Genomic DNA, 18,671 nt, shown 5'->3' with positions numbered 1-18,671 from the left:
CCCGGATCCGTCTCGGGACTGCGGAATTGTGTTCCTTACGAGGGCGCTCGACGGCAGCGCGGGCCCCGATCGCGGAGTTCTGTACCCGATGAGAGCGTCCGGCGGCCCGAGAAGGTACAAAAGTCCGCATCCGGGCGACGGGACCGGCCCGACCGGCAGCATTCGGTACGGAAAGCCGCAGCGACCGATCGTCAGCTTGCCCACAGGCCGTTGAAGTAGAGCCAGGCCCAACTGGCCAGGGCCGCGCAGGCCGCGACGACCGCCACGGTCAGGCCGGCCGTCCGCGCAGCCCTCCCGCCGGGAGTCTCGGGCCTCCGCTCCGCCCACTCGCCGACGAGGATCCACGTCGGGAACCACAGCAGGACGGCGCGGCACACCGACTGGAACCAGTACGACAGCGAGAACGCGAGGATCTGCACGCCCACATAGCCCGCCTCGGCCCAGCGACGGCGCCGCAGGCACAGGACGGTCGTCACGACGCCGACCACGACGGAGACGAGTTCGAACCGGAAGATCCACTTCCACTCGGGGTGGTCGGGGTACGCGCCGGGCGCGGCCGCGCCGAACGTGTTGATCACGGCCTGGACCGGGTTGGTGAGGGATCGTGCCCAGCCGGTGGACTGGGCGTGGTACCAGGCCATCCAGTCTCCGGTGGACGCCTTCAGGTACACCATGTACGCGAGGATCACCCCGAACGGCACCAGCAGCCACGCCAGCCGCGCGATCCGCCGCCGCAGGGCGTCCCCGGCCTGGGTGAGGATGAGGATGCCCAGCGCCCCGGCCAGGAACAGGCCCGAGACCCGGATCGCCGCGGCGGCTCCGGCGAGCACCGCCATCCACAGGTAGTTGCGTCGCCGGGCGAACTCCCACGCCCAGAAGGCGGCGGCGCAGAACAGGCTCTCGGTGTACCCGACGACGGTGAACACGGCCGTCGGGGCGAGCAGCCAGGCGATCGCCGCGCCCGGTCCGCCCAGCCGGTACAGGGCCCAGGTCGCGAGGACCGATCCGATCAGCGACAGCAGGACGCCGCCCACGACGGGGTCGATGCCGACGGCAGACCCGGCCCGCAGCAGCAGCGGCAGCCCCGGGAAGAACGCCTGCGAGTTCGCGGCGACGTAGCCGTCCTCGGCGATGCGGATGAAGTGCACGACGTCCCAGGTCTGCAGGATGCCGCGCAGCGTGAGGTCGGGGCGGGTCGCGAGCACGTACGCGGCGGCGAGCGCGATGAGGAGGCGGCTGCCCGCCCAGGCCTGGGCGACGAGCTGGACGTCCGGTCGGGAGAACGCCGCGCGCACCCGCGCGGGGCTCACCGCCCGTCCCCGGAGTCGGCCTCCGGGTCGGCCTCGGGGACGTCGGCCGCGTCTGCGTCCCGGTCCTCCCGGCCCGGTTCCGCACCGCCCGGGTGTGCCCCGGGATCCACGTCGTCCGGCTCGGCGGTGACCGCGCGGATGCCGACGGGGACCGGCTCGCGGACGTCCGGCTCGGCCCGGAGGATCGCCGGGTCGCCGTCCGGCGCGGACCACGAGCGCATGCCGAGGCGGCGGCGCAGCGCGAGCACCCAGCCGTCGTCGGCCGCATGGTCGAAGATGCCGCCGTCGGGGTCGTCGACCGACCAGGCGTTGCGGATCGGGTCGAGCTCGGGATGCAGGATGTCTCGCACGACCATGCCCGCGAGCCACACCTGGACGCCGATCCTGAGGAGGACCGCCAGCCAGTACAGCTTGTCGGACGTGCCGTCGGCCGGGCCGATGGTCTGCGCGAGGTGTCCCCACACCGCCGCCCAGTACGCCAGTTCGGCGACGGTGAAGATCACCAGTTCGCGCGCTTTCGGCCGGGCGAGGACGAGCAGGGGGAGCAGCCACAGCATGTACTGCGGCGAGTACACCTTGTTGAGGACGAGGAACGCGACCGTGATGAGGAACAGCGACTGGGCCAGCCGGGGTCGGCGGGGGGCCAGGAGGATCAGGCCGGCGAGGAGGATGCCGCAGATGCCGAGGAGGACCGTCACGATCCTGCTCAGGCCGTCCACCTCGAAGCCCGCCAGGTCCAGCACGTACCACAGCGATCCGAGGTCGGGCCCGCGGTCGGCGTTGAACGTCCAGAAGTTCAGCCAGTTCGTCGGCGAGATCACGTACATGGGGGCGTTCACCGCGAACCACGCCGCGATCGTGCCCCACGCGAACGTCGTGAAGCGGCGGAGCTGGCCCGATCGCAGGCACAGCGCGAACAGGGGCAGGAGCCAGAAGACGGGGTACAGCTTCGCGGCGACGGCGAGCCCGAGCAGCAGCCCGGCGACGAACGTCCGTCTTCGGCTCCACGCCAGCAGGGACGCCGAGGCGAGGAACACGACCAGCATGTCCCAGTTGATGAGGCCCCCCGCGACGATGAGGGGTGATCCGGCGATGAGGAGGGCGTCCCACGGGCGGTGCAGCCGGAGGTGGACGATCACCAGGGCCAGGAAGCAGATGAACATGACGATGGCGGTGACGGCGTAGAACAGCTCGGCGCCCTGGACCTGCTGGAGAGCGGTCGCGTCGGGCCCCGAGTACCCGCCCAGCAGGTTCACGGCCCGCCGGGCGAACTCCATGATCCAGGCCGTGAGGACCGGGTACTCCATCGGGATGTCGACCAGCGGGACCGAACCCGTGGACAGGCCCCGGTTGAGGTACAGCACGGGGATGTCCGTGTAGCACATCAGCTTGAAGGTCTCGGGGTACGAGTCGGTCGAGGTCTGGATGCAGGCGGCGTTGCGCCACATCGTCAGGATCCATGCGACGGTCGCCAGGAGCAGCGCCCACGGCGCCGGGGTGCGCCACGCGCCTCCCGTGGCGGCGTGACGCCCGATCGGCCCACCGATCCAGCGCCACAACGGGCTCCGCGTGTCAGCCTCCACGGAAGGCAATGTTAGCTATGGCTCGCTGTGGGACGTGTCGATGGGCTTGGCTGCGCCTGTGTGGGTTCGGTGGACGGCTCGACCTGTGTGGGTGTGCGCGTCGGCTGAGGCTCGGGTTCGGCGGTCGTGGAGCTCTGCGTCGGCTCGGGGGTCGGCGTGGACGTGGGGGTCTGGGTGCGCGTCTGCGTCGGAGCGGCGCTCGGGGTTGAGGCGCGTGTCTGCGCGGGCTCGGCGGTGCGCGTGGACGTCCTCGTCGAGGACGACGGCGCCTCGAACTCCTCGTCGGGCAGGTCCTTCATCGCGACGGCCATGTACTCCGACCACGCGTCGGCCGGGTAGCCGGAGCTGTAGAACCAGGCGTCGCCGGGCGCGGCGTAGTCGTCCAGGTTGCCGTTGCCGTCGTCCCCGGCGACGAACATGACGGCCGTCGAGATCTGCTTGGTGTACGCGACGAGCCAGCTCGACACGGTCTTGTCCTCGACGGCGCCCGTGCCCGTCTTTCCGGCGGCGGTGTGGCCGGACGTGTCGACGGTGTTGCCGGACCCTTCCTCGACCACGGTCTCCATGGCCTGTGTGACGGTGCGGGCGTCGTCGGCGGAGATGTCGCTCTTCGTCGCGACCTCGGGCTTGTAGACGACCTTGTCGCCGGCGTCCTTCACCTCGCGTACGACGTGGGCCGCGTGGTAGGTGCCGTCGTCGGCGAGCGTCGCGAACGCGTTGGCCATGTTGAGCGGGCTCGCCTCGGCGGTGCCGAGCGCGATGCGGTTGTTGAGGTCCCAGCCGTCGCCGGTGGGGACGCCCGCGTCGTTCGCGGCCTTGACGACCTGGGCGGGGCCGTCGTCCAACTGCTGGGTCATGTCGACGAAGGCCGTGTTGATCGAGTCGGTGACGGCCTGGCGGAGGGTGACTGTCCCGTAGTTGATGCTGCTCGCGTTCTTGACCGAGGTGCTGTCGCCCCGCGGGGTGAAGGTGGAGCCGCGGAACGTCGAGTTGAGGGTGAAACCGCCGCGGAGGGCGGCGATCGTCGCGAAGGCCTTGAAGGTGGACGCTGTGGGCCGGGCTGTCGTCGCCCAGTTGCGGGAGTTCGACACGTAGTCGGAGCCGCCGTACAGCGCGATGACCTCGCCGTTGGAGGTGTCGACGGAGGCGATGGCGGCGTGCAGCCCGGAGGAGTTCTGGCCGGCCGCCTCGGCGGCGGTCTTGACCGTGGACTCGGCGACCTTCACCGCGGCGTCCTGCGCGGTCTTGTCGAAGGTGGTGGTGATCTTCAGGCCGCCGCCGTACACCTGGGCGTCGGACATCCCGGCCGCGCTCAGCTCGGACTCGACCATCTTGATGAGGAAGCCCTTCGCGCCGCCGTAGGTCGACGATGCGGGGATGTCGGGGAAGGTGGGCAGGTCGTCGTACTTCTCCCGTTCCGCCGCGGTGATGGTGCCCTGTTCGACCATGCCGTCGAGGACGTAGTGGTAGCGCTCCGTGAGGCGCTGGAGGTTCTTGTCGCCGCCGTCGGGGTCGAAGTAGGCGGGCGCGTTGAGGACGGCCGCGAGGACCGCGGACTGTTGCACGGTGAGCTCGGACGCGCTCGTGTTGAACCACGCGTGGGCCGCCGCCTCGACGCCGTACGCGCCGCGACCGAAGTAGATGGTGTTGAGGTACCCCTCGAGGATCTGTTCCTTCGACCGCTCGTTGTTGAGCTTGACGGCGAGGACGATCTCCTTCAGCTTGCGGCTGAACGTCTGCTCGCTGGTCAGGTAGAGGATCTTGATGTACTGCTGGGTGATCGTGGACCCGCCGCCGGTGATCTCCTGGTTGCTGACGAGGCCCCAGGCGGCGCGGAGGATGCCGCTCACCGAGATGCCGGGGTCGGTCCAGAAGGAGCGGTTCTCGGCCGACACGACGGCGTCCTTGATGCTCTGCGGCATCTCGTCGTAGCTGATGGACTGCCTGTTCTGGATCGACAGGGTGCCGAGCACGGTCGTCCCGTCGTTGTAGTACAGCGTCGTCGTGTTGGTCTGGAAGTCGCCGTTCGGATCGGGGATGTCCGTCGTCGCGTACAGGACGCCGATGCCGCCCGCCGCGATCAGCACCAGGGAGAGGATGCCGATGGTTGCCCATTTGAAGAAGCGGCGCACCTTCTGCCCCCGGGTGCGTTTCGTCTTCGCGGATGTGGGCTTGGATGCCTTTCCCCCGTTGGAGCGGGTGGAGTCAGCCATAGATGTCCTCTACCGTCTTCTGGCGCCGCGGGGGCCGGCGTGTCACGCCGTCCCCGAGCACATAGCTGCTGTTCATGTGGTTCCACCTGCAGTCCGGGCAGACTTCGACGACGCACACCCGGAACTCGCCGAACTCGGTCTGCATCTCGTCCAGTTCGGCCGTGGACTTGATGCGTCCCGAATACTGCCCGAGTTGGGAGCCGAACACGTAGCGGAGCGTGACGAGCCGGTCGGACCGGCAGATCGGGCACGCCTCGTCGGTCTCCTCGCCATGGTGGACGGCGGAGCGGACGAGGATCGGGTCGGCGTCGCAGAGGTCTTCCCTCGACACGGTGCGGACGCGTCGGCGTAGCGCGGCGAGCAACTCTCGCCGCCGCAGGGTGTAGTCGACCTCCTGCCGCTTGGACCACATGCGTCCCAGCGTAGGTGGCTCGCCGAAATGGGGCGACCCGGACGCGAGACCTCCTGCCCGCCGCGTCTGCGCACCGGACGCTCCCGAGCTGCCGGGCCCCGCGGCGTGTCGCGCCAGAAACAGAGCAATCGGCGGCAGGTGGTCGGCCGTCTCGGTCGTTCGCTACGATGGCGGACGTCCGTCGCTCCCCGCGAGCGGCCCGGGGCATTAGCTCAGTTGGTAGAGCGGCGGCTTTGCAAGCCGTAGGTCAGGGGTTCGAATCCCCTATGCTCCACCGCACGCACAAGGCTCGAACCCTTGCCAACGGAAACGTTGGTTGAGGTTCGGGCCTTGTGTGCGTCTGCGGCCCAGGTCAGCGCGTTGGCGTTGACCTGTGGATCGAGGAGCATCTCGAAGGGTCGGTTGTGCTCGACGCGCAGCTCGTTGTCTTCGTCGATGAAGACCTTGGTGAAGAACGCCTGATTGCACAGCCGCCGGTTGGTGTCGTCGCACCGGGTGTAGATGTCGGCGCAGTTGGCGAGCAGACCGAGCGCGTCGTCGAGGTGGGAGCGGGCGTCGGCGTAGTCGCCGTAGTGGGCGTCGATGCGGCGGGTCACTTGGTCGAGTTCGGCGACGATGCGGTCCTGTTCGCGCTTGAGCACTGAGAGCGGAATCGCGTCGGCGTAGTGCGCCTGCATGAGGCGGTCCTGCTCGCTTTCGAGCCGGTCGCGGTTGGTGGTGAGGCGTTCCAGTTCCTCGGTTTCGGCGGCCATGAGCCGGTCGAACTCGTGGTGGAGCATCCCCGCGAGCGCGTCCTGCTGGGCGGGCGTGATCTGGACGCGGGTGTAGTAGTCCTCGACGAGTTTCTCGACGTCTTCGATGAGCATCGCCTGGCGTGTGCAGTCGGTGCGCTTGGAGTGCCGGCCGGAGCACACGAAGTAGCAGTAGACGTTGCCGTGGCGGTTCTTCGCGTTGGAGACGATGAGTCGGGAGCCGCACTGGCCGCAGTGGATGGTGCCTTTGAGGTAGTGGCCGTGGACTTGGGTTGCCTCGACGGCGCACTGGTGCGCGGTGAGCACGGACTGGACCTGGTACCAGACCTCGGCGGGCACGAGCGCCGGGTGGTTGCCCTTGTAGCGGGTGCCTCGGTAGACGACATCGCCCTTGTAGTACGGGTTGGTCAGGAGGCGGTGGATGGTGGACACGGCAAGCGGCTTCGCCGGCCTCTTCGGCGTGGGCAGACTGCGCAGCCCCCGCGAGGTGAGTTCGTCGTGGAGTTGGCTGACGCTCCAGTTGCCCGAGGCGTAGGCCTTGAACGCCCATTCGATCATCGGTGCGCGCTCAGGATCGAGCTCGATGGTGCGGACTTCGCGCCCGAGCTCGTCGCGCTTGCGGACGTTCAGATACCCGATGGGTGCGCGCCCGTTCGTGCCGCCACCGATGGCCTTCTGCGTCATGCCCTTGGCGACCTCGGTGGCGAGGTTGCGGGAGTAGAACTCGGCGATGGTGGACATGATTCCGTGCAGCAGCATCCCCGAAGGAGTCTCGTCGATGTTCTCCGACGCGGACACGAGCATCACCCCGCACTGTTGGAGTGCGAGGTGGATGCTCACATCGTCGGCGCGGTTGCGGGCGAGCCGGTCGACCTTGTGAACGATGCAGTACGCGACCTTATTGGCCTTGACGTACTGGATCATCCGCATCAGCTCGGGCCGGTCGGACGACTTGGCTGAGGCTCCCGCGTCCACGAACTCCTCGACGATGCCGGCGCCGAGCTGTTCGGCCTTGCGCCTGGTCGCTTCGCGCTGGGCCGGGATCGAGAAGCCTTCGTCGGTGCCGCCCTTCTCTGCCTGCTCGCGGGTCGAGACTCGCAGGTAGGACACGGCGGCAGCCGCAGTCTTGGGCGGGTCGATGAGGCTGGCTGCCGGATCGTCGGCAATGGTGGTCATCGGGGGCTCACTCTCACGCGGTTCGACCCTCGCGCTCCCACTGTTGGTGGGAGGGGTGTTGATCGTGAGAGCAGCCGGTGAAGGCTGTAGGGCGAGACCCGATGGTCTCGGTGCGTGTTGCCCGCCGAACGGCGGGGTTTAGGCCACAACACCCCGCATCGCGAGGCTTGCAGGTTTCATTCTACCGGGCGGCTTCAGAGGCGGCCAGGCCATCGGGAGCCGCCTGGTAGGTGTCGGGCACCCGCACGGCTTCACGGGCCGCGCGGCTCTCGCCGGTCTCCTGCAACGTCAGCCGGATGAGAACCTCGGCGAGCTTGTGCAGGTCGGCGCGCTCGCGGTGGACGGCCCGGACGGAAAACGACCGCTCCTCGTACGGGCGACGGTCGGTCTTCTTGGCATAGCGGCTCATCGCTCTACGGAGCTTCATCGTCGGCCAGGTTGGCGTAGAACTCGTCTTCGGCCTCCTGGCGCTTGCGGACTTGGGCGATGACGAACTCGACGAACTCGGTGTCGCGGTCGGTGAAGGTGAAGTCCTGGATGGTGGGCGCTGAGTCTTCACCGGGCCATGCAGCTTGCCGGGTCGGTCGGTCGCGGTCGCCACGGGTGCCGCAGGCGGTGACCCAGTAGCGAAGGCGTTCGCGCGCGTCGGCGAAGTCGCGGTGCCAGCCGAGCGGCGCGGATGCGTTCTGATCGGGGTCGTAGGCCGCGAGCCAGTGCAGGTGCAGTGCCGATAGCTCCCAGACCATCTCCGGGTGGTGGTGCCAGAACGGTGGCACTACCGCGACGGTGAGGCCGTAGGTGCGGCGCAGCCAGTCAACCCATCGGTTCAGCGCGAGCCATTCCTGCTCCAGCTCGTGTGCCGTCAGCAGGTTCCAGTTCACGGGGTGCGGCGGTTCGGGCATGTCCGAGTTGGTGACGCGGGGCGGGCCGTCGAAGACGTCCGGCTCATCCATCTCATGCTGATCGTTCATGGTGCTGTAGCTCCCGAGCTCACATGCTGACCGGGGCGTGCGCCGCGGTCGCTGCTCGCTGCGTCGGCTCGTACGTTGCTGCGTCCCGCCCGACTCCATTGCGCGGCGTGCGATCCACCTGGTAGCGGGTTCGCGCGGCGTCGTGGCCGATCTTCTTGGCGACGAACTCTTCGCCCTCGATTGCCTGACCGTTGCGCTCGTAGTTGACCGGTCGCGTGTAGCCCTCGGCGACGAAGTTGTCGCCCTGGTCGAAGTTCGCGTGCGCGTGCTCAGCGGAACGCCCGAACATCACCAGGTGGTGGTAGGTCGTCTCGGTCTGCGTGAACGAGCCGTCGTCCTCGCGGCGGAAGTGCTCCTTGCCGATACGGGCGAAGAACCTGGCGTCTCCCTTTGCCGTCTCGGTGAGCAACGGCTCCGAAGCGATGAAGCCTGACAGCGATTCCTGGGTGTGAATGGCCATGATGGCCTCCTCCTGATTCGGGCGACCAGCTGCGTGTGGGTCGCTCTGTCAGGCAGGTGCACTGGAGCTTCCAAGCGTCGTCAGGAGGCGGGGCGGTGGCGCAGAAGCGCTTCGAGTTCGTCGCGGTCAGTGCGGAGCTGCGCTGCGTCGGGGCGGGTCGGCCAGGCGCGTAGGTCGGTGACGATGGGCGGTGCAGAGCGCAGCATCGTGATGCCGGTGCCGAACGGCAGTGTTCGGATGCGGTCTGGCGGCAGGATCGGGACGCGGCGGATCGAGCGCTGATTCGAGCGGGTGCCGTGGTCGCCGAGGGTCACGCTGTCGGTGTACTCGTCGCGCTCTCCGATGAGCGTGGAGAGGTCTTGGAGGTCACGGCTGTTGGATGCGCCGCCGAGGATGATCTTGACGATGCTGGCGTCCCAGATCGCGCCGGCCTGATGCTCACTCCACCTGTCGCGAGCCTGGGCGAGGGACTGCAAGACCGGCATGGTCGTGATCCCGGTGCCGCCACCTTCGGCCATGAGCGTCGGCAGTGACGGCAGCGGCGCGAGGTTTCCGATCTCGTCGAGCGCGAGCAACAGCGGCGGGTCGAGCCGGGCTCCCGGTGAGCGTGCCGCGAGTCGGCGGGCGGTTTCGATGAGGTCTTCGACGAACGCCGCGACCAGCGACGCGGAGGCTCCCGCTCCGGCACCGGTGGCGAGCAGGTAAAGGGTGCCTTGTTCGGTGAGGAAGGTCTCGGGGTCGAAGTGTTCGTGCGGTCCTGGCGTGACAGCATCGAGCACGCGCGGGTCGGCGAGGGCTGCGAGCGCGAGGGAGACGCCTTGCCAGATGCTGTCCCGGGTCTTGGGGTCAGCGTCGATCATCGCGGCCAGCGAGTCGTCCCAACCCATCGCCGCGTTCGGGTGTGAGTTGAGGATGGCGACGGCCTCCGACGCAGCGCTGGGGTCGAGGGTCCACCTGAACAGCTCGGCCGGTTGACGACCGTCGAGCGCGGCAGCGTGCAACAGACTCTGGAGCGCGGTGCGGGTCTTGCCTTCCCAGAACCCGCCGGACTCGACCCCGCCAGCACTGAGACCCGTAGCAGCGGCGAGTCCGTTGGCGCGGATCATCGCGGTCAGTGGATCGTCGCAACCGCGAATGGGTGACCAGCGCAGCCCGGCGGGGATGCCTTCGGCCAGGCGCTGGGGGTCGAACACGGCGACCGGGCCGCCCTTGCGGCGTCGGGCGCGAAGCGTCGCGGTGAGGTTGTCGGGCCTGGTGCTGGTGGTGACGACCGCCCCGGGTGCGTCGAGGATCGCGTTGATGACGACGTGCAGACCTTTCCCGGATCGGGGTGGGCCGATCAGCAGGATCGAGTCTTCGACCGATGCCCAGACCTTCGTGCCACGGCTGGCTCCGAGCAGGTAGCCGACATCCTGTGGTGCGGGCGACTTCAAGGAGGGCCGCAGGGTGGCCGCGCGGTGAAGCAGTGCCTTCGCGGATGCTGCGGTCTTGACCTCGTGGCTGGTCGCGATCCCGGCCAGTCGGTGCGGGTCGGTCTCTGTCTTCCGCGTGTGTCGGCGCAGCACGATCCAGACCCATGCGATCCCGGCGGCGAGTCCGCCGAGCAGTGCCGTGCTGACGAGCCAGTAGACGACCGGGTTGAGCCTGTCGGCACCGAGCGCGGTCGCAGGGTCGCCGGGGTTGAACAGCACGGCGAGCCCTGCTGCTGCGCCGGCCTCGGGCTGGGGTGTGCCGGTGAGGAACGCGGCGACGCTGCCGGCGGCGCGGAGGACGAGAGCGATCCCGAACATGCCGATCAGGCCTATGAGGGCGGCGTTGGTGAGTTCGTCGCCCATGCCCCCGGCTTGCCGCTGGTTCATGTCAGCCGCCGCACTGTGAGCGTGCCCGAGATGCGCCCGAACAGGATCACCTCGTGTGTGCCGTCGGGTAGGTCATCGAGGTCGATGAGCGCGCGGGCTTCGCCGGTTCCGGTGGCGTCGGTGTGGGAGACGATCGTCGCGACGGCGATATCCTCGCCGGGCACGAACCCGCCCGCGGTGACTTCGGCCAAGCGCGGCAGTCGTCGGGCGTGGCGACTCCGACGTGTCTCCGGCACAGGGTTCTGGGACGGGGCCGCTGCGCGTCGGGGCTTGCGGGTGCGGAGGATGTCGGTGAACACACTGCCGTCGTTCTCGCGCACCTCGACTCGGACGGCGATCGTGCGGTCCTGGGTGATGACATCCATGAGCGGCCCGAACGTCGCCCGCGTCCACGCTGTACCGTCCGGTGACGGGAATGGTGCTCCATCGACCGTCGCGGTGAGGGTGCCGTCGGCGGCGACGGTGACGAGGACGTGCGGCAGCTCGACGGGAGCGGTCGCATCTTCGTCGGTTGGGGTGGATCGGCGCGGGCCGGTGAAGCTCATCGGTGGCCAATCTCCATGCATTGAAGTTCCGCTCTCCGCTTCGGGCCCGATCGGGCCGTGTTCCCTTGTGGTTGCAGGTTCGTCGCGGGTGCGACTCGCGGTGACGAATGGTCACTGTGGCTGACGGTTCGTCGGTATGGTTGACGTATGGTCGACCGGCGTGAACAGCAGAGTCCATGAGGCTCGTCGCGCTGCGCGGCGGCGCCGGCGACGACGAGGTCCTGCGGACTGCTCAGGATGTCGAGGACTTCGAGCAGGAGATCGTCGATGAGTACGCGATCGCGATGGCGGCCGCCGGGCTCAGCGACGGGTATATCCGCACGACCAGGCCGACGATCATCGAGTTCGCGCGGTCGTTGACCGGCCCGTTGTGGGAGGCGTCGTTCGCTGACGCGGACCGGTTCCTGGTCGAGCAGCGGCGGATGGGTCACGCGGTGAGCACGCGGGCGGGCAAGGCCGGAGCGCTGGCGCTGTTCTACGAGTTCGTCGTCGCCCGCTATCAGGGCCAGATCCACCGGATGACCGGGGTTGTGGTCGAGCAGCCCATCGATGAGTTCAACCGGCAGTCCGGCGCGTCGCTGGGCAAGGTGCGGGTGCCGCCGTCCGATGCCGAGGTCGATGGGCTGTTCGCCTCGTGGCGCGGTTCGATCCCCGAGGCACGGAAGTATCTGCCTGCTGCACGGGATTACTTCGCCGCGGCGCTGTGGCGCCGGCTCGGCCTGCGGATCACCGAGACGGTGATGCTCGACATCCGCGACTGGCGCCCCGACCTGGGCGGGTTCGGGAAGCTGCATGTGCGGTTCGGGAAGGGCTCGCGCGGGCGCGGCTTCAAGGCGCGCCTGGTCCCGGCGATCAACGGCGCCGAACAGCTCATCGACTGGTGGCTGGCCGAGGTGCGTCACCAGTTCGGCGACGACTGGGACAACCCGGACGCGCCGCTGCTGCCGTCCGAGCGGTTCGACGAGGACCTGCGTCGTTGCGGACGAGTGAGCGACTTCTCGCTGCGTCGGGGTCTGACGGTCCAAACCGATCGGTTCCTGCCCGCGTGGTCGGGCCGGCTGACGCCTCACGTGCTGCGGCATTACTGCGCCTCCTCGCTGTATGGGTCGGGGATGGACTTGAAAGCGATCCAGGAGTTGCTGGGTCATCAGTGGCTGTCCACGACGTCGGGCTATATCCACGTGCGCAGCGAGCACGTCGAGCTGGCCTGGCGAGGCGCCAACCAGCGGGTCGAGGCCCGCTTCGCAGAAGAAAGGTGAGCCGCCCGTGCAGTGGAATCTGAGGATGAGAGCCGCCGAGCGCGGCATCTGGAAGTCCGCCGAGATGCGCCGCCGCCTCGCCGCAGAAGGACTGGAGATCAGCGCCGGGAAGATGTCGTCCTGGTGGGCCGGGACCCCGCCGACGATCCGACTGGACGAGCTCGACGTGATCTGCTCGGTGCTGGACTGCACCCCGTCTGATCTGATGGTGCCCGAGCCGGAGAAAGTCGCCGCGCGCAGGCCGCAGAAGGCCGAGACCATCAACGCCCAGAACGACGCCCCGCCCCGGGTCGCGCCACGGTTCGGCAACCCCAGGTCCGAGCCCCCGTTGTGAGCCCCGCAGCGGGCAAGGACGCGCCGCTGCGGGTGCCGCCGAACTGCTCCCGCTGCCAGGTGGGCCGCGCCGCCTGGACGAAGCCCCGTGTGGACTTCTGCTACGACTGCCTGCCCGGAGGCCCGTTCGCCCTGCCGCCGTGCTCGGCCTGCGCGTCGATGAAGAACTACTTCAGCCAGGGCCTGTGCGAGCGGTGTCATCCGCGCAGTCCCGAGCGGCTTGGCTCCTGCAAAGGATGCCTGGCCTGGGGTGTATATCCGCAACGCAACTGGATGTGCTCGTCGTGCCGCTGGTGGCAGACCCACTACCCGAAGGGCGTGTGCGACTACTGCGGCCGCGAGAGCTGGATCGCCGAGCAGGGTGCCTGCCGGCTCTGCCTCGAGCAGGCGCGGATGCTGCAAGAACCCGGACGCTCCCTCGACATCGCGGGCGCGAACAAGTACGGGCAGCAGCTCTTCTTCGCCAACATGGTCTTCCAACGTCCGAGGACGCCGCGTCTCAAGTCCGCCAACGGCTGGAAGACGCCCGGCGGGTGGGGTCGCCCCGGTCCGCCGCCGAAGAAACTCACCCTCACCGAGTGGGTCCAGCCCGTCCTCATCGACGTGCCGCCCGATCCCGAGATGCTGCGCCAGAAGGCGTTCATCGAGAACAGCGAGCTGACCCGCTACTGCGCCGCGATCGTGGGTGAGCACGCCGAGAAGTTCGGCTGGAGCACTCGGCAGCGCAACGACGTGATCCCCTCCCTGCGCCTTCTGCAGACCCTCCGCGACTCGCCGACCGCGAAGATCCGCGCCTCCGACGTGCTCCAGCTCCCGCGCTATGCCGGCAACATCGTCTCGACTATCGACGTGCTCGCCGCCGCGGACCTGCTCATCGAGGACCGGCCCCGGCCGATCGAGGTCTACTTCGCGAACAAGACCAACGCCTTGCCGCCGGTCATGCGCGAGCAACTCGACATCTGGAGGGGTGTCATGCTCGACGGCGCCACGACCGCGCCCCGCCAGCGCTCCCGTGACCCTCTCACCGTCCGCAACCACATCCGCGCGATCGCGCCCGCCGTCAAGGCCTGGGCCGAAGCCGGGCACCAGTCGCTGGCCGAGATCACCGCCGCGCAGGTGCGCGCTGCCCTGCCCGGCACCCCGGTCCAGCTTGCGCTCGTGGAACGAGGCATGCGATCGCTGTTCAAGACCCTGAAGGCGCGCAAGCTCGTCTTCGCCAACCCGGCGCGCGGGTTGAAGAGCACCAAGCTCAACGGCACGATCCCGCTGCCCCTGAACACCGAGCTCATCCGCGAGAAGCTCAACTCGCCCCATCCGGCCGTGGCTCTGGCCGTTGCCCTGGTCGCGTTCTATGCGCTGACCGCCAAACAGGTCTCCGAACTTCTGCTCACCGACATCGTCGACGGCCGCCTCACCCTCGACGGACGCAGCATCCCGCTGGCAGCGCCGGTGCGTGAGCGCCTGGCCCGATGGCTCGACTACCGCCAGACGAAATGGCCGAACTCGCAGAACCCGCACCTGCTCATCCACCAGCGCTCCGCGCTCCGGCTGATGGCCGCAAACCGGACATATCCATGGCAGGAGGCCGGCATACGCCCGCAGAAGATCCGTGAAGACCGCATCCTCGCCGAAGTCCACGCCACCGGCGGCGACGCGCGACGGATCAGCGACCTGTTCGGCCTTAGCATCGAAGGCACCAACCGCTACCTCGGCGCCCTCGAACACCCCGACCTCACGTCGCCAGGCACCCCGCACCCGCGACCGCTGACGCCCTGACCCATGTCTCACCACAACCAGTAGGTGCGACAACACGACCGGCACGCCCGCGAACTGTCATCGCGGGGAGTACACCACGATGAACAGGACCCTGGTCACGCTCCCGTCTGGTAGACGTCCGGGACACCGTCGCCGTCGGCGTCGATCGCGTCGCGTTCGCTGATCTTCCGGTAGCGCCGGTTCCTCGCCGTCAGCACGATCGCGGCGAGCAGCGCAGCCAGCACCGATGCGGTGAGGATCGCGACCTTCGCGTGGTCGTGCTCGACGCTGCCCGGGGTGAAGGAGAGTTCGGCGACGAGCAGTGAGACGGTGAACCCGATGCCGGCGAGCAGGCCGACCCCGGCGAGATCCACCCATCTCAGGGCGGGGTCGAGTCGGATGCGGGCGACGCGGGTCATCAGCCAGGTCGTGGCGAGGATTCCGACTGGTTTGCCGAGCACCAGCGCGGCGACGATCGCGACCGTGAGCGGATCGGTCAGCGCCGAGACGAACCCGTCGATGCCGCCGATCGCGACGCCGGCGGAGAAGAACGCGAACACGGGCACCGCGAACCCGGCCGACAGCGGCCGGAAGCGGTACTCGAACTGCTCCGCCAACCCCGGACCGGCATCCGGTGCCCGGTCACGAACGCGGTGCAGGACGGGGATCGTGAAGGCCAGCACGACCCCGGCGATGGTCGCGTGGATGCCGGAGGCGTGCATGAACGCCCACGCGACCATCCCGAGTGGCAGCAGGATCAGCCACGCCGCCATCGGGTGCAGACCGAAGAACCGACGCGACATCTGCGCGATCGCCCCGTAGACGGCGATCGTCACCACCGCCAGGACGAGAGGGACCGGATTGATGGTGTCGGTGTAGAAGATCGCGATGATCCCGATCGCGATCAGATCGTCCACCACCGCGAGGGTGAGCAGGAAGATCCGCAACGGACTCGGCAGGTGGGAGCCGATGAGCGCGAGGACCGCGACGGCGAACGCGATGTCCGTGGCGGTGGGGATCGCCCACCCGTGCCGCAGTCCCGGGTCCTGCCAGGCGAGGACCGTGTAGATCAGGGCAGGGACGGCGACCCCTCCGGCCGCGGCGGCGATCGGGATGACCGCAGTGCGGAACCGGCGCAAGTCCCCGGCGACGAACTCGCGCTTGAGCTCCAAGCCGACCAGGAAGAAGAAGATCGCCAGCAGCCCGTCCGCTGCCCACCCGCCGAGGGTGAGGTTCAGGTGCCAGGGTTCGTAGCCGATGCGGAAGTCCCGGAGCGCGAAGTAGCCCTCTGCCCACGGCGAGTTCGCCCACACCAGGGCGATCACGGCCATGACCACCAGCAGCGCCCCGCCGACGGTCTCCTTGCGCAGGACCTGCCCGATCCGCACCGCCTCGGCATAGCTGCCGCGGGCAGGGAACAACCGTGGGTTGCGCGCAGGCGGGGAGGCTGGGGAAGGCGAGGTCATTGGCATGCTCCGGGATCGGTCGACAAGGAAACGTCGACCAGACTTCCCGACACGCCACCCCCAACCCTACCAGCCACCCTTGAGGTCGCCCTCGGCCAGTCAGCCCCGATGTTCCCCTGTGCGCGTGGTCCCGACCTCGAGGTTGGCACCTCGCGCCAGTGATGATGTGCAGCAACGACCTAGACAGGCAAGTAGCCACTTGCCTATAGTCGAGGGATGGGTGATGTCTTCAAGGCGTTGGCAGACCCGACACGGCGGACGATCCTGGACGAGCTCGCTGAGCGTGATGGGCAGTCGCTGTTCGAGATCTGCTCGCGTCTGGCGATGCGGCACGGCAGCACGTCGACGCGGCAGGCCATCTCCCAGCACCTGGCCGTCCTGGAAGAGGCTGGTCTGGTCCGCTCGCGCCGGGAAGGGCGGACGAAGATCCATCACCTGAACACCGAGCCGCTGCGTTCAATCGTCGACCGCTGGCCACTACACCGACTCAAGGAGTAAGCACATCATGCCCAGGATCAATGTCACGAGCGTGCTGGTCGACGAGCAGGCCAAAGCGCTCACATTTTACACCGACATGCTCGGCTTCGTCGCCAAGACCGACATCCCGCTGGGCGAGCACCGGTGGCTCACCGTCGTCGGCGCGAACGAGCCCGACGGCGTCGAGCTGCTGCTGGAGCCCGATGCCCATCCCGCCGCGAAAGCGTTCAAGCAGGCACTGGTCGAGGACGGCATCCCGCTGACGTCCTTTGCCGTCGACGACGTGGCCGCCGTCTATGACGATCTCGTGGCGCGAGGAGTGACATTCAGACAGGCGCCGGTGACGATGGGACCAATGGTCACCGTGGTGCTGGATGACACCTGCGGCAATCTGATCCAGCTCACGAGCCCCGCATGAGCGTGGAGTCCGCGCCCAACGGGCACGACGATCAGGGCCGCAAGACCGGGCTGTGGTCTGAGGCGGACCCGCACGGAGGCACAATCACCGGCGAGTACGTCGAAGACGAGCGCCACGGTGTCTGGCGGCACTACTTCGCGAACGGGACGCTCCGATCCGAGGGCGAGTACCGGCGTGGAGCCTTGCACGGAGCGTGGACCTGGTATCGAGCCAACGGCGGCCTGCTCCAACGCGGCGGCTTCCTCGAAGACCAGAAGCACGGCCTCTGGGAACGATGGAGCGCCGACGGATCGCCGCTCGATGCGACGCAGTGGGACCGAGGCAAGAAGCTCCGCAGGCCGGCGTCCCCGGCTTCCAGTTCCTGACAATCAACGCGCGACCGGCGCTGAGCACACCACCCCTCGCCTGGTGAGCGCGGATGTTCCTCGAACATCAACCCCCAGACAGCCTGTAGACACGGTGAGCATTGAAGTTCGTGCGAAAACCGTCGAAAATCGCCGGAACTTCTAGACGTTTCCCGCGGCGCGGCTGCTGGTGTCGAACAGGGCGAGTTCGTCGGGGTGGAGTTGGTGTTGGCAGACGAAGCTCCTGGCCTTGATCCGCCACAGGCCCTGGCCGACGCCGAGGTTCGGCAGGAGCTGCTGCTCGGTACCGGTCAGGCCGAGGGCGGTCGCGGTCGGCCCGAGCTGGTCGGACTCCTGCCGATACACGATCCGGGTCTCTGCATTCGCGAGCAGTGAGTTGGCCAGGGAGCGCATGGCGGAGCCTTGGTCGCCCACGTTGTCGAGGTCGGTGAGCTTGTGGAAGATCAGCATGTTCGCGATCCCGTAGTGCCGTGCGAGTCGCCAGTGCGCATCCATCCGCCGCAACAACGCGGGATGGGACATGAGCCGCCAGGCCTCGTCGTAGATCACCCACCGCTGCCCGCCGTTCGGGTCGAGCAGCGCGGACTCCATCCACGCCGACGAGCACGTCATCAACACCGAAATGAGGGTCGAGTTCTCGGTGACCCGCGAGAGGTCGAGCGAGATCATCGGCAACGACGGATCGAACGCGACCGTCGAAGGCCCGTCGAACAGACCGGCCAGGTCACCTGCGACGAGACGGCGGAGCGCGTGGCCGACGAGTCGGCCGTCCTCAGCCAGCCTGCCGTCGGCGTCCGTGCTCGGGGCAAGGACGCGATCGACGACCATCGGCAGGATCGGCACGTCGTTCTCCCGCACCGTCTGGGTCAGGGCGATGTCGATCGCGGTGTGCTCCAACGGCGACAACCCGCGCGCGAGCACCGTCTCCGCGAGCGCGCCGATCAGGTCACGGCGTCGCGCAGAGACGGTCGAGGCCCACTGCTCATCCGAGAGCCCTGTCGGGCGGTGGCCTTCGTCGAGTGGATTCAAGCGAGTGTTCAGGCCGTGGCCGAGGACGATGGCACGCCCGCCGACGGCGTTCGCAACGGCGGTGTGTTCGCCCTTCGGGTCGCCAGGCACGTACACGCGCCTTCCGAACGGCAGCGACCGCGTGTACACCCTGTTGGACGTCCGAGCAAGCGGCCAAGCGGCCCTCATCCCCTTGGGCGCCCATCGGGTGTGCTCGACTCTGCCGACGGGCGTGTGGTTACTCAACTGCCCAGTAGCGGTCGTCAAAGTCGACGGCGGTATATCCCGGACTTGCCGGGAGGGAGGCTT

The 18,671-nt window shown here is 68.3% G+C and carries 18 protein-coding genes, 1 tRNA gene and 1 pseudogene; 8 read left to right on the top strand and 12 right to left on the bottom strand.

The annotated features are described in order from the left end of the window. Window positions 1–191 precede the first annotated feature (191 nt). The 4 genes from G555_RS0102210 to G555_RS0102195 are packed head-to-tail and all read right to left on the bottom strand — an operon-like array spanning window position 192 to window position 5,518. Window positions 192–1,310, bottom strand: coding sequence for a mannosyltransferase family protein (locus G555_RS0102210; protein ID WP_051208230.1), 1,119 nt, complete (start codon window positions 1,308–1,310; stop codon window positions 192–194). Continuing rightward, window positions 1,307–2,893 carry a glycosyltransferase family 87 protein gene (locus G555_RS17390; RefSeq protein ID WP_156887387.1) on the bottom strand — a complete coding sequence of 529 codons (1,587 nt, stop codon included), beginning with the start codon at window positions 2,891–2,893 and terminating at the stop codon, window positions 1,307–1,309. Before G555_RS17390 ends, G555_RS0102210 begins: the two co-directional genes overlap by 4 nt. Window positions 2,894–2,904: 11 nt before the next feature. Next, window positions 2,905–5,106, bottom strand: coding sequence for a transglycosylase domain-containing protein (locus tag G555_RS17385; protein ID WP_036920704.1), 2,202 nt, complete (start codon window positions 5,104–5,106; stop codon window positions 2,905–2,907). Further along, the gene (locus G555_RS0102195; protein ID WP_028707604.1) at window positions 5,099–5,518 is read right to left on the bottom strand and encodes a DUF5318 family protein; all 420 of its coding nucleotides are present in this window, start codon (window positions 5,516–5,518) and stop codon (window positions 5,099–5,101) included. The genes G555_RS17385 and G555_RS0102195 overlap by 8 nt, the downstream gene beginning before the upstream one ends. Window positions 5,519–5,719: 201 nt before the next feature. On the opposite strand from G555_RS0102195, the gene G555_RS0102190 reads away from it, so the two are divergent. Together G555_RS0102190 and G555_RS23000 are read left to right on the top strand one after the other, a co-directional pair. Next, a tRNA-Ala gene (locus G555_RS0102190) sits at window positions 5,720–5,792 on the top strand. Between the two features lie 130 nt (window positions 5,793–5,922). Next, window positions 5,923–6,162: a hypothetical protein gene (locus G555_RS23000; protein ID WP_232514701.1), complete on the top strand. Its 240-nt coding sequence runs from the start codon at window positions 5,923–5,925 to the stop codon at window positions 6,160–6,162. Window positions 6,163–6,405: 243 nt separating this feature from the next. Here the strand turns inward: G555_RS23000 and G555_RS22995 are convergent. The 6 genes and pseudogenes from G555_RS22995 to G555_RS0102160 all read right to left on the bottom strand — a co-directional run. Then, window positions 6,406–7,446 (bottom strand): annotated as a pseudogene (locus tag G555_RS22995) (recombinase family protein); the annotation flags it as partial. Between the two features lie 181 nt (window positions 7,447–7,627). Beyond that, window positions 7,628–7,873: a hypothetical protein gene (locus G555_RS0102180; protein ID WP_242497681.1), complete on the bottom strand. Its 246-nt coding sequence runs from the start codon at window positions 7,871–7,873 to the stop codon at window positions 7,628–7,630. Further along, a complete protein-coding gene (locus tag G555_RS0102175; RefSeq protein WP_028707602.1) occupies window positions 7,860–8,417 on the bottom strand; it encodes a hypothetical protein in 558 nt (185 codons plus the stop codon). The genes G555_RS0102180 and G555_RS0102175 overlap by 14 nt, the downstream gene beginning before the upstream one ends. A 19-nt stretch (window positions 8,418–8,436) precedes the next feature. After that, complete coding sequence (locus tag G555_RS0102170; protein WP_028707601.1) at window positions 8,437–8,877, bottom strand: single-stranded DNA-binding protein; 441 nt, start codon at window positions 8,875–8,877, stop codon at window positions 8,437–8,439. Window positions 8,878–8,957: 80 nt separating this feature from the next. After that, window positions 8,958–10,736 carry a type IV secretory system conjugative DNA transfer family protein gene (locus G555_RS0102165; protein ID WP_028707600.1) on the bottom strand — a complete coding sequence of 593 codons (1,779 nt, stop codon included), beginning with the start codon at window positions 10,734–10,736 and terminating at the stop codon, window positions 8,958–8,960. After that, complete coding sequence (locus tag G555_RS0102160; RefSeq protein ID WP_028707599.1) at window positions 10,733–11,281, bottom strand: hypothetical protein; 549 nt, start codon at window positions 11,279–11,281, stop codon at window positions 10,733–10,735. Before G555_RS0102160 ends, G555_RS0102165 begins: the two co-directional genes overlap by 4 nt. A gap of 176 nt (window positions 11,282–11,457) precedes the next feature. Here G555_RS0102160 and G555_RS0102155 point away from each other — a divergent pair, with 176 nt between their 5' ends. Genes G555_RS0102155 through G555_RS17370 form a run of 3 tightly spaced genes read left to right on the top strand, consistent with a single transcriptional unit; the run spans window position 11,458 to window position 14,649 of the window. Further along, on the top strand, window positions 11,458–12,540 hold the full coding sequence (locus G555_RS0102155) for a tyrosine-type recombinase/integrase (protein ID WP_028707598.1): 1,083 nt from the start codon (window positions 11,458–11,460) through the stop codon (window positions 12,538–12,540). A 25-nt stretch (window positions 12,541–12,565) separates the two neighbouring features. Further along, the gene (locus tag G555_RS0102150; RefSeq protein ID WP_245581172.1) at window positions 12,566–12,874 is read left to right on the top strand and encodes a helix-turn-helix domain-containing protein; all 309 of its coding nucleotides are present in this window, start codon (window positions 12,566–12,568) and stop codon (window positions 12,872–12,874) included. Then, window positions 12,871–14,649 (top strand): site-specific integrase, encoded by a 1,779-nt coding sequence (locus G555_RS17370; RefSeq protein ID WP_211223145.1) that lies wholly within the window; start codon window positions 12,871–12,873, stop codon window positions 14,647–14,649. The genes G555_RS0102150 and G555_RS17370 overlap by 4 nt, the downstream gene beginning before the upstream one ends. Window positions 14,650–14,744: 95 nt before the next feature. Here the strand turns inward: G555_RS17370 and nhaA are convergent, their stop codons facing one another. Next, on the bottom strand, window positions 14,745–16,016 hold the full coding sequence (gene nhaA, locus G555_RS0102140) for a Na+/H+ antiporter NhaA (protein WP_245581171.1): 1,272 nt from the start codon (window positions 16,014–16,016) through the stop codon (window positions 14,745–14,747). A gap of 294 nt (window positions 16,017–16,310) precedes the next feature. Here nhaA and G555_RS0102135 point away from each other — a divergent pair, with 294 nt between their 5' ends. The 3 genes from G555_RS0102135 to G555_RS17365 are packed head-to-tail and all read left to right on the top strand — an operon-like array spanning window position 16,311 to window position 17,354. Next, entirely contained in the window at window positions 16,311–16,592 is a 282-nt protein-coding gene (locus G555_RS0102135; RefSeq protein ID WP_028707595.1) for an ArsR/SmtB family transcription factor, read from the top strand. A 7-nt stretch (window positions 16,593–16,599) separates the two neighbouring features. After that, window positions 16,600–16,989 (top strand): VOC family protein, encoded by a 390-nt coding sequence (locus tag G555_RS0102130; RefSeq protein WP_028707594.1) that lies wholly within the window; start codon window positions 16,600–16,602, stop codon window positions 16,987–16,989. Continuing rightward, window positions 16,986–17,354 carry a toxin-antitoxin system YwqK family antitoxin gene (locus tag G555_RS17365; RefSeq protein WP_051208224.1) on the top strand — a complete coding sequence of 123 codons (369 nt, stop codon included), beginning with the start codon at window positions 16,986–16,988 and terminating at the stop codon, window positions 17,352–17,354. The genes G555_RS0102130 and G555_RS17365 overlap by 4 nt, the downstream gene beginning before the upstream one ends. Window positions 17,355–17,495: 141 nt before the next feature. On the opposite strand, the gene G555_RS17360 is transcribed toward G555_RS17365, so the two are convergent. After that, window positions 17,496–18,473: an ATP-binding protein gene (locus G555_RS17360; protein ID WP_245581170.1), complete on the bottom strand. Its 978-nt coding sequence runs from the start codon at window positions 18,471–18,473 to the stop codon at window positions 17,496–17,498. Window positions 18,474–18,671 lie beyond the last annotated feature (198 nt).

Origin of the sequence: Propionicicella superfundia DSM 22317 (assembly GCF_000423465.1) — a bacterium.
GTDB classification, from domain to species: domain Bacteria; phylum Actinomycetota; class Actinomycetes; order Propionibacteriales; family Propionibacteriaceae; genus Propionicicella; species Propionicicella superfundia.
Note: the sequence above shows the minus strand (reverse complement) of the source record. Positions and strands in the feature narration are given on the sequence as shown.